The 10,021-nt window shown below is 67.5% G+C and carries 9 protein-coding genes; 7 read left to right on the top strand and 2 right to left on the bottom strand.

The features are described from left to right. Together sucB and DPM12_RS21620 are read left to right on the top strand one after the other, a co-directional pair. Positions 1-1,281 (top strand): 2-oxoglutarate dehydrogenase, E2 component, dihydrolipoamide succinyltransferase (gene sucB / locus DPM12_RS21625; RefSeq protein ID WP_112260425.1); only part of this gene is annotated, 1,281 nt, incomplete at its 5' end. Between the two features lie 50 nt (positions 1,282-1,331). Further along, the gene (locus DPM12_RS21620; protein ID WP_112260424.1) at positions 1,332-2,228 is read left to right on the top strand and encodes a TIGR01777 family oxidoreductase; all 897 of its coding nucleotides are present in this window, start codon (positions 1,332-1,334) and stop codon (positions 2,226-2,228) included. Positions 2,229-2,367: 139 nt separating this feature from the next. Here the strand turns inward: DPM12_RS21620 and DPM12_RS24190 are convergent, their stop codons facing one another. After that, entirely contained in the window at positions 2,368-4,326 is a 1,959-nt protein-coding gene (locus DPM12_RS24190; RefSeq protein ID WP_158543002.1) for a serine/threonine protein kinase, read from the bottom strand. Between the two features lie 344 nt (positions 4,327-4,670). Between DPM12_RS24190 and lipB the strand changes: the two genes are divergently transcribed. From lipB to DPM12_RS21595, 4 genes are all read left to right on the top strand, one after another. Continuing rightward, complete coding sequence (gene lipB, locus DPM12_RS21610; RefSeq protein WP_112260422.1) at positions 4,671-5,327, top strand: lipoyl(octanoyl) transferase LipB; 657 nt, start codon at positions 4,671-4,673, stop codon at positions 5,325-5,327. Positions 5,328-5,331: 4 nt separating this feature from the next. Next, a complete protein-coding gene (gene lipA / locus DPM12_RS21605; protein WP_112260421.1) occupies positions 5,332-6,273 on the top strand; it encodes a lipoyl synthase in 942 nt (313 codons plus the stop codon). A gap of 92 nt (positions 6,274-6,365) precedes the next feature. After that, positions 6,366-7,118: a DUF4191 domain-containing protein gene (locus tag DPM12_RS21600; RefSeq protein ID WP_112260420.1), complete on the top strand. Its 753-nt coding sequence runs from the start codon at positions 6,366-6,368 to the stop codon at positions 7,116-7,118. 183 nt (positions 7,119-7,301) lie between these two features. Beyond that, positions 7,302-7,790: a DUF6069 family protein gene (locus tag DPM12_RS21595; protein ID WP_211659219.1), complete on the top strand. Its 489-nt coding sequence runs from the start codon at positions 7,302-7,304 to the stop codon at positions 7,788-7,790. Positions 7,791-7,878: 88 nt separating this feature from the next. On the opposite strand, the gene DPM12_RS21590 is transcribed toward DPM12_RS21595, so the two are convergent. Further along, positions 7,879-8,301 (bottom strand): RDD family protein, encoded by a 423-nt coding sequence (locus tag DPM12_RS21590; protein ID WP_158543001.1) that lies wholly within the window; start codon positions 8,299-8,301, stop codon positions 7,879-7,881. 227 nt (positions 8,302-8,528) lie between these two features. Between DPM12_RS21590 and glnA the strand changes: the two genes are divergently transcribed. Continuing rightward, the gene (glnA, locus tag DPM12_RS21585) at positions 8,529-9,953 is read left to right on the top strand and encodes a type I glutamate--ammonia ligase (RefSeq protein WP_112260418.1); all 1,425 of its coding nucleotides are present in this window, start codon (positions 8,529-8,531) and stop codon (positions 9,951-9,953) included. Positions 9,954-10,021 lie beyond the last annotated feature (68 nt).

The following is a 10,021-nucleotide window of genomic DNA, read 5'->3' as shown; positions in this document are numbered from 1 at the left end:
GGCACCCTCCAAGAAATCAAAGTCGCCGAAGACGAAACCGTCGAAGTCGGCGCCGAACTCGCCGTCATCGGTGGTGGCGCGGCGGCAGCGCCCTCCCAGCCGGAGGCCGGCGCGCAGCCGGAGACGAGCGCACCTGCCGAACCCGAACCGGCGCAGGAGCCGGCCCAGGAGCCGGCGCCGCAACAGCCAGCCGCACAACCCGCACCACAGCAGCCCGCACCGCAGCCGAGCGGCCAGCCGGCGCCCCAGGCACAGCCACAGGAGCCAGCCCGGTCGCAGGCGGGTGAAAGCACGGCGGCATCGGCGCAGCCCGCCGCAGCCGAGCAGACCGCTCCGTCCCGCGCCTCCGGCGACGGCACCCCGTACGTGACCCCGCTGGTCCGCAAGCTCGCCACCGAGCACGGCGTCGACCTCTCGACCGTCCAGGGCAGCGGGGTCGGCGGCCGGATCCGCAAGCAGGACGTGCTCGCCGCAGCCGAGGCGGCCAAGGCCGCCACAGCACAGCCCGAGCCGGCCCCGGCGCCGTCCGCGGAGGACGCCGGCCTGCCTGGCGAGCCGTCGCCGTTGCGCGGCACGCGCCAGAAGATGAGCCGTATCCGCAAGGCGATCGCCACGCACATGGTCGAATCGCTGGCCACGTCCGCCCAGCTGACCACCGTCATCGAGGCCGACGTCACCCGCATTGCCCGGCTACGGGAGCGCGCGAAGGCCGACTTCGAGGCTCGCGAAGGCGTGAAGCTCTCGTTCATGCCGTTCTTCGCCAAAGCTGCCGTCGAGGCGCTGAAGGTTTACCCGGTCGTCAACGCCAGCGTCGAGGGCGAAGAGATCGTCTATCACGAGACCGAGAACCTGGGGATCGCCGTCGACACCGAACGTGGCCTCATGGTTCCCGTGCTCAAGAACGCTGGCGATCTCAACCTCGGAGGCCTCGCTCGCCAGATCGCCGACCTCGCGGAACGCACACGGACCAACAACCTCAAGCCGGACGACATCACGGGTGGCACCTTCACCCTGACCAACACCGGCAGCCGCGGGGCGCTGTTCGACACGCCGATCCTCAACCAGCCTCAAGTCGGCATGCTCGGCACCGGCGCCGTCGTGAAGCGGCCCGTCATCGTCACCGACGACACCGGGGCCGACAGCATCGCCATCCGCTCGATGGTGTACCTCGCGCTCACCTACGATCACCGGATCGTCGACGGCGCCGACGCGGCCCGCTACCTCAATGCGGTGAAGAAGCGGCTCGAGGCCGGCAAGTTCGAAGCTGAACTCGGGCTGTGACGGCCAGCGTGCAGGAGGGACGTGCCTAGCTCACCCAGAGGGTCGCCGATATGCGCATAGCGGTAGCCGGTTCCAGTGGACTGGTCGGGACGGCGCTGTGTGCCTCGCTGACCGCCGACGGGCACGACGTCTTACGGCTCGTGCGGCGGCCGGCGACGGACTCCAGCGAGCTCCACTGGGATCCCGCCATCGGCGACGTCGATCCGAATCCGCTCGAAGGTATCGACGCCGCCGTCAACCTGGCCGGCGCGGGAGTCGGTGAGCGGCGCTGGTCGAAGGCGTACAAGCAGCTCCTGCGCAGCAGCCGTATCCACACCACGGCGTTTCTTGCCAACACCCTGGCCGGGCTCGACGACCCACCGCGGGTGTTCGTCTCCGCCTCGGGCATCAACTATTACGGAACCGACCGTGGCAACGAGGTGCTCGACGAGAACTCGGAACCCGATGGTGGATTCCTCGCCGGGCTGTGCCGGGACTGGGAAGAAGCCGCGCAGGCGGCCAGCGCCGCCGGTATCGCCGTGTGCCAGACGCGCTTCGGCATCGTCCTCGATCGCCACCAGGGCGCGATGTCGAGGATGCTGCCGCTGTTCCGCTGGGGTTTGGGCGGGCCGCTGGCTGGTGGCCGGCAGTACTGGAGCTTCATCTCGCTGGCCGACACCGTGAATGCCCTGCGGTTTCTCATCGAAAAGGAAGGATGTGCCGGCGCGTACAACATGACGGCACCCGAGCCGGTCACCAACGCCGAATTCACGCGGGTGCTGGCATACCTCCTCAGTCGGCCCGCCCTGCTGCCCGCACCGTGGCTGGCCCTGCGCATTGCACTCGGCGAGTTCGCACACGAGATCGCCGGCAGCTTGCGGGTCGTGCCGACGCGCCTCACCGAGTCGGGATTCACGCACCAGCATCCCACCGCCCGCTCGGCCATCGCGCACGCGTTGTCGAGCTAGCCAGGCCCGGGTGGTGCCCACACCCGCGTGGCGACCAGGCCCGGGCGGTGGCCCGGCCCGGGTCGCGGCCAGGTCCAGGTGGCTGGCCGGGCCGATTGCTGACCGGACCGCCAGGTCAGGGTCGCTAGCGTCGGGGTAGCTAGCCGAACCGCCAGGTCGGGGTTTCGTCGGCTTCATCCGCGACGGGCACCAGCTCGGCCAGCCAGGTGTCGTGCTCCATACCGCCCTTCTCCTCGACCACTTCTCCGTCGCTGTCGACCAGGCGGTATGGCGGGAGCCGGTCGGACACTTCCAGCACGACGGTCCCGCCCTCTTCCTCGACGAGTTCGACGTCGACGACCTCGAACGACAAATCCTCGGTGCGCACGTCGTTGTCCGCATACTCCTGGAGCAGCTCGACGTCGCGGACCAGCCCTTCGCTCGTGGGTTCGTAGACCTGGCACAGGAGTTCCGCGTCGATCTCGGCGAACGCCCGGGCACGCAACTCGTACAGCCGCTGGACCTCCTCCGTCCAGTCGCTCACCTCGGGAGGCGCCTCGTCTGACGCTGGTTTCGGACCCCCACAGAGATCAGCCTGCTGGCCCTCGCCGACCTCGTCGGGCGTGCCGAGGCCAGCCTCCGGGAGTTCGTCGTCGTCCTCAACGAGTTGCATCACGAGTACGGCGCCCCCGGCAAGCAGCAAGAGAACGACGAGAACGCTCACGACCCGGGTCATCTCCCCCTTGCTCGGCTTTCGCCCTCGGCGATTGCCTCGCTTCGTCGTGCCGGTCGCCTCAGCGCCCGGTGGCGCTTCGTCGGCGGCTCCTCGCCCGCGGCGCGCGCTCGTAGTGGCCGAGCTCAAATCCGACGGGCGACGCCGGTTCTGCGCCCCGCCTCCGGGCGGCGAGCCCTGATCCTCGCTCCCGCCTAGGCGCTCGGCGGCGGCCCCGAAGCCGCCCGTGGCCGGTCCGGTCCCCGGCTGTGTCTCGATCGGTGATGTGAACGCCGACGCTGCCGCTCCTCCGGGTTCACCCGCCGGTGGCTCCTCCCCGGGGCTCGGCTCACCCGAACGACCCGCACGGCGTGCGCGTCGGCCGGTGCCGCGACGCATGTACGCGGCGACGTCGTCGGCCTCGCCCTGCTCTTCGGCTCCGGCGCCGAACTCCGAACCCGGACCGGGTTCCCCGCCAAAAGCGGCCGTGTGCTCCGAACCAGGAACGCCTGGGGGTGCCTGCCCAGGGGGCACCGGCGGGGCCTGCCCGGTAGGCACCTGGCCCGGCGGCACGGGTGATGCCTGCCCCGGGGGTGCCTGTCCGGGAGGCACGGGGGGTGCCTGCCCAGCCTGCGGTGGCTCGTCCTCGTCGGGGACGACGAGCTCGACCGGCTCCGGATCCGCCACCTGGTAGAGCGCGTTGACCAGAGTTTCCGCGTCGGGGCGGCGTCCCACATTGCGGCCCACCGCCCGCGTGATGACCGCCTGCGCCCCCGGTGCCATGCCGGTGGCCAGGAGATGCTCCGCCGACGCGGCGAAGAGCTGGCTGGCCGACACCGGACCGGTCAATGCCATGAGCCCGACAGCGGCAACGCTATATACGTCGGCGGAGGGGCCGACGGATCCCTCGGATGCGACCTCGGGGGCGATGGTCGGGCCATGCAGGTTGAGCCGCGCCCCGATCGACGCCAGGCCGACGCCGGCGAGCATGGGCCGGCCGTCTCGTGCGAACAGGATGTCCTCGGGGCCGATGGCGCCGTGCACGATGCCGTGCTGATGGATCTCCGCCAAGGCTTCGGCGATCGGTGCGCACGCCGTCACCATCTCCCCGGGAGGGAGGACGCGACGCACCGCGAGGATCTCCGCGAGACTGCCTCCTTCGGCCGGGCCGAGCACGAGAACCGGCCCGGACGAGCTGTCGACCACGCTGTGGAAGGCGATGACGTGCGGGTGCTGCAACGCCCGCATGACCAGTGACGCGGTACTCAAGCCCGCGCGGATCGTCTCGAGATCTCCACGTACGAGCCGGAGGGTGACGGGCTCACCAGTGGTGTCGTCGATACCGAGCCATGTGTACGAGTGCGCCGAACCCAGCTGTCTGCCGACAGTGAACCCAGGTATGCGCACAGGCCCCTCCATAGCCACTATGGTTCCAAATCTTGGCGGTAGCCGCCGCCTGAGATCAGCTTTTGCACCCGCTCGTTCCTTGTCCTGGCGTCCCTGATATCCCCTGGTGTCCGGATCGGCACCGGCGTTCGAGGCACGGCTGCCTACTCTGACGCATTTCGCACCGCAGCGCCAACGTGTGACCTCTGAGCGTCAACGTGTGACCTACGGGCGCACGTTCCATGCGCGCCGCCGTGCCCCGATCCGTCACTTTCGATCTTCTTTCGATCGATATATGTCTCGCATCGTGGGGCGTACGTCAAGCCATGGACCGAAATCCGCGGCGAGGGCGTAGGCTCGGTCCCATGAGCGAGCTGCAGGTGATCCAGCACGAAGCACTCGTGCCATACGAACGTGCGTGGGATGAGCAGCGCAGGCTGCATGCTGCCCGGGTCGCCGACGACACTGGCGACACCGTCATACTCCTGGAACACGAACCGGTGTACACAGCCGGCAAACGTACCCAACCGCACGAGCGTCCGCTGCTCGACGCCGGCGCGCCGATCATCGACGTCGATCGCGGCGGCAAGATCACCTGGCACGGTCCGGGCCAGCTTGTTGGATACCCGATCGTGAAGCTGACCGACCCGGTCGACGTCGTCGCCTACGTCCGCCGCGTCGAGCAATTGATGATCGACATCTGCGCGGATTTCGGCCTCGAGACGACCCGCATCAAGGGACGCAGCGGGGTCTGGGTGCCCGACGACGCCCGCGGTCCGGCTCGCAAGATCGGTGCCGTCGGTATCCGGGTGGCGCAACGCGTGACCATGCACGGTTTCGCCCTGAACTGTTCGTGCGACCTGTCATGGTACGACCGCATCGTCCCGTGCGGCATCTCCGATGCGACAGTCACGTCCTTGTCGAGTGAGCTCGGCCACACCGTCAGCGTCGCGGACGTCCTCCCGACTGCACAGAAGCGTCTCGACACCCTTCGAGCAGATAATCCGGTGGGCGTAGGGTGAAAATGTGAGTGTCGCACCGGAAGGACGCCGCATGTTGCGGCTGGAAGTCCGCAACAGCGAGACGCCGATCGAAAAGAAACCGCCGTGGATCAAGACCAAGGCCACGATGGGTCCCGAGTATCGGGAGCTGCGGGCCCTGGTGGAGCGAGAAGGACTGCACACGGTCTGCCAAGAGGCTGGCTGTCCCAACATCTTCGAGTGCTGGGAAGACCGGGAAGCCACCTTCCTCATCGGCGGCGATCACTGCACCCGCCGGTGTGATTTCTGTCTGATCGACACCGGAAAGCCGGACGAACTCGACGTCGAGGAGCCACGGCGAGTGGCCGAGTCGGTCCAGGCCATGGGCCTGCGATACGCCACGGTCACGGGCGTGACCAGGGATGACCTCGACGACGAAGGTGCCTGGCTGTACGCGGAGACGGTTCGGCAGATCCACCAGCTCAACCCCAACACGGGGGTCGAGATCCTCACTCCGGACTTCTCTGGCAAGGCCGAGTTGCTGCAGCAGGTGTTCGACGCCGAACCGCAGGTGTTCGCACACAACGTGGAAACCGTGCCGCGCATCTTCCGGCGCATCCGCCCGGCGTTCTCCTACGAGCGCTCGCTCGAGGTGCTGTCGATGTCGCGGGCAGCTGGCCTGGTCACCAAGTCCAACCTGATCCTCGGGATGGGCGAGACCCGGGAGGAGATCTCGGGCGCACTCGCCGACCTGCAGTCCGCCGGGTGTGATCTGATCACCATCACGCAGTACCTGCGGCCCTCTCCCCGCCATCATCCCGTGGAGCGCTGGGTCACTCCCGAAGAGTTCGAGGAGCTCGGTGCCGAGGCAACTGAACTCGGGTTCACCGGCGTCATGTCCGGCCCCCTCGTTCGTTCCTCCTACCGTGCCGGACGCCTGTACCGGCAGGCCGTCGAGGCCCGCTACACCCAGACCCCGGTGTCGTAAGGCACGAGCACAGGCACGCGCGGGGCACTTCGCCTGCACCTCTGTGCCGCCCGCTGAGTCGGCACGCTGTCCGCTTGACTAGGATTCGGTATATGGCGCGCAAGGACGAGCAGGATTCCGGCGAGAAGAAGGGCCGGATCGCGCAGATCAAGCAAACCTACCGGATGGCCCGGCGGGTCGACCGCTGGGTGGGGTGGATCACGCTCGCCTACATGCTCGGCGCGCTCGCCATCGTCGCCCTCATCGGGTTCCTGCTGGGCCCGCTGTGGATGTGGCTGATCGTGGGGCTTCCCACGGCCCTGCTGGCTGGCGCCGTCGTGTTCGGCCGCCGTGCCGAGCGGGCGGCGTACGCCCAGATCGAGGGGCAGCCCGGTGCCGCCGCGGCGGCGTTGGGCACGCTGCGCCGGGGCTGGGACAACACGCCTGGCGTCGGCGCCAACCGCCATCAGGATGTCGTCCACCGCGCAGTGGGCAGGCCCGGCATCGTGCTGATCGGCGAAGGGGATTCCCCCGGACGTGTCTCCAACCTCCTGGCCCAGGAGAAGAAGCGGCACAGCCGGGTGGCCCCGGAAACTCCCGTCTACGAGTTCATCATCGGTCACGGCGAGAACCTCGTGCCGCTCCCGCAGCTCACCAAGCGCATGCGCAAGCTGCCGAAGAATCTCCGCCCCGCCGAGGTGACCGAGCTGCGTCACCGGTTGAACGCGCTGAGCTTCCAGCCCGTCGGCATGCCCAAGGGGCCGCTGCCCAAGGGCATGAAGGCGCCGAGTGCCGGGGCCCCACCAGCGCAACAAGACGATCGTGCCCACGCCGGGCGGCAGAAGGGCGGCCGGCGCCGCTCGTGATTGCCCGGCGCTGCTCGCGATCCACATCCGGGCGTCGATATCAATCTCCCGGGTTCGTCGAGATGCTCGACACGTTGAGCGGCACCGTGAACGTTTCACCTGCGTGAAATGAGGACGCGAGTCCGCGAGTCCGGTTAGGCTGGCGTTACGGAGACGTCGGCGACGAACGGTGGTGGATTTGACGTGGGTGACTCTTCGCAATCTCCGCAGGATGACCCACGCCGGACGACGGATCTGAATGCCAGCAAGCTGTGGGCAGGTGGATTGGCTACGGCGCTGGTGGCGGCGTTGGTCGCTCTGGTCGGCATCGTGGTCTTTCGAGGTGTCTTCGGCATCCACGTTCTGGCCCCGGAAGACGAGGGCACGTGGGGTGACGCGTCGACGGTGCAGCTGATGTTGGCGGCGGCCGTCGCGGCGCTGGTTGCCACTGGCCTGGTGCACCTATTGCTGATCAGCACGCCACGGGCATTGTCGTTCTTCGGGTGGATCGTGGGTCTCGCGACAATCGTCGCGGCGGTGGCTCCATTCGCGACGGACTCCGACATGGACAGCATGTTGGCCACGGCAGCCATCAACGCGGTGATCGGTATCGCTATCCTCAGCCTGCTTTCCGGCGTGGTCAGCTCCGCCGCCGAGCGCGGCACGGGAGGCGGCCGCACGACGCAATGGTGAGCGACGGCAACGGTTACCTACCCGGAGCCCAGCGTTCGCCCTGCAGGCACGGTGCGCAGCTCGTGCCCTGCTCATCACCCTCTTCTCATCACCCGCCGGGGCCGTTGACCGCCGCCGTGTTCGTCGCCAGATCGTGCAGACCGCGCCGGTCGCTGTCGAACACCAGCGGCGGGATCACCAGTACGATCAAAATGGTGCGCACGGCGGCGTTGACCAGGCCCACCCGATCGCCACTGAGCCGGATGATGCGCACCCGAACCATCCACTGACCGAGACTCGCTCCCGTCGCCGCGGTGGCCAGCCACACGAGTCCGAAGAAGCAGGCCAGCGGCAGCCAGGTCAGCCCCGACTCGACATCCCAGACCTGGGGTCCGGCCAGGATGACGGCAGCGATGTTCGCCAGCACCCAGTCGGCGAGCAATGCTGCAATGCGCCGCGACCAGCTCGCGGGAGAACCCGGCCCGCTCGCAGGGAGACCGGAGCGAGTCGTCGACGGTTCGTTGGTGCTCACATTCGCGACTCTACCGATGTGTGGCCGGCATTCGTGCGCGGGCGCCATGATTCGGTTTCGGCTCCGGTTCAGCTCCGGCCCGAACAACCCTGTAACACCCGTGAAATACTTGAGATACGAACGGGAAATGCATTCGCCCTACCGTCCATGGTTAGCAATTGCGAGTCGGTCAGCGCAGACCGTCGATGCCCACGGCCAAACCTCGCCAGGCGCGAAGGAGAATCCACATGTTCACCAACGCCGACGAGCTCTTGAAGTTCGTCAAGGACGAGGGCGTCGAGTTCATCGACGTCCGCTTCTGCGACCTCCCAGGGATCATGCAGCACCTGAATATCCCGGCCGAGGTATTCGACGCCGACGCTGTCGCGAACGGTGTGATGTTCGACGGCTCGTCGATCCGCGGTTTTCAGGCCATTCACGAGTCGGACATGAAGCTGATCGCCGACCCGGCGACCGCATTCGTCGACCCGTTCCGCAAGGCCAAGACGCTGGCGATGAACTTCTCCATCGTCGACCCCTTCACCGACGAGCCCTACAGCCGCGACCCCCGCAACATCGCCATGAAGGCCGAGGCATACCTGGCCAGTTCCGGAATCGCCGACACGGCGTTCTTCGGGCCCGAGGCCGAGTTCTACATCTTCGACGATGTGCGGTTCGAGACGCGGCCCAACGCCGGGTACTACTACATCGATTCCGTCGAGGCTGCCTGGAACACCGGCCGTGAGGAAGAGGGCGGCAACCGGGGATACAAGACCCGGTACAAGGGCGGATACTTCCCCGTCCCGCCGACGGATCAGTACGCCGACCTGCGCGACACCATCGTCAAGACGCTGATCGCCTCCAACATTCCCGTCGAGCGCTCGCACCACGAGGTCGGCAGCGCCGGCCAGGCAGAGATCAATTACAAGTTCGACACGCTCCTTCACGCTGGCGACCGGCTGATGCTGTACAAGTACATCATCAAGAACGTCGCCTGGGAGGCCGGAAAGTCGGCCACCTTCATGCCCAAGCCCGTCTACGGTGACAACGGCTCCGGCATGCACGTTCACCAGTCGCTGTGGAAGGACGGCTCGCCGCTGTTCTACGACGAGCTCGGCTACGCCGGCCTGTCCGATACGGCGCGCTGGTACATCGGTGGCCTGATCAAGCACGCGAACTCGCTGCTGGCTCTGACCAACCCGACGGTCAACTCCTACCACCGCCTCGTGCCAGGCTTCGAGGCGCCGGTGAACCTGGTCTACTCGCAGCGCAACCGCTCCGCTGCCATCCGGATCCCGATCACCGGCTCTTCGCCGAAGGCCAAGCGGATCGAGTTCCGCGCGCCCGACCCCTCCAGCAACCCCTATCTCGCCTTCTCTGCACTCATGATGGCCGGGCTAGATGGCATCCGGAACAAGGTCGAGCCGCCGGAGCCGGTCGACAAGGATCTGTACGAGCTTCCGCCCGAGGAACACGGCGACATCGCCACGGTGCCCGCGTCGCTTCCCGAGGCGCTGGACGCCCTGGCCGAAGACCACAGTTACCTTCTTGAGGGCGACGTCTTCACCGAGGACCTCATCGAGACCTGGATCGACTTCAAGCGCACCAACGAGATCGACCCGATCCGGCAACGCCCGCACCCGCACGAGTTCGAGCTGTACTACGACCTGTAGATACAGACGTCCGACGGTTGGCAGTGCTACCGGCCGCCTCGACCGTCGGGAACGATCCCGAGAACGGG

This window comes from Phytoactinopolyspora halophila (assembly GCF_003287285.1).
Classification (GTDB): domain Bacteria; phylum Actinomycetota; class Actinomycetes; order Jiangellales; family Jiangellaceae; genus Phytoactinopolyspora_A; species Phytoactinopolyspora_A halophila.
This window is presented reverse-complemented; position numbering and strand designations above follow the sequence as displayed.

Bases quoted from the DNA above. Each gene is read 5' to 3' on its own strand.
- lipB (WP_112260422.1), top strand. From the start codon at position 4,671: ATGAGCGAGCTGCAGGTGATCCAGCACGAAGCACTCGTGCCATACGAA.
- glnA (WP_112260418.1), top strand. From the start codon at position 8,529: ATGTTCACCAACGCCGACGAGCTCTTGAAGTTCGTCAAGGACGAGGGC.
- DPM12_RS21620 (WP_112260424.1), top strand. From the start codon at position 1,332: ATGCGCATAGCGGTAGCCGGTTCCAGTGGACTGGTCGGGACGGCGCTG.
- DPM12_RS21600 (WP_112260420.1), top strand. From the start codon at position 6,366: ATGGCGCGCAAGGACGAGCAGGATTCCGGCGAGAAGAAGGGCCGGATC.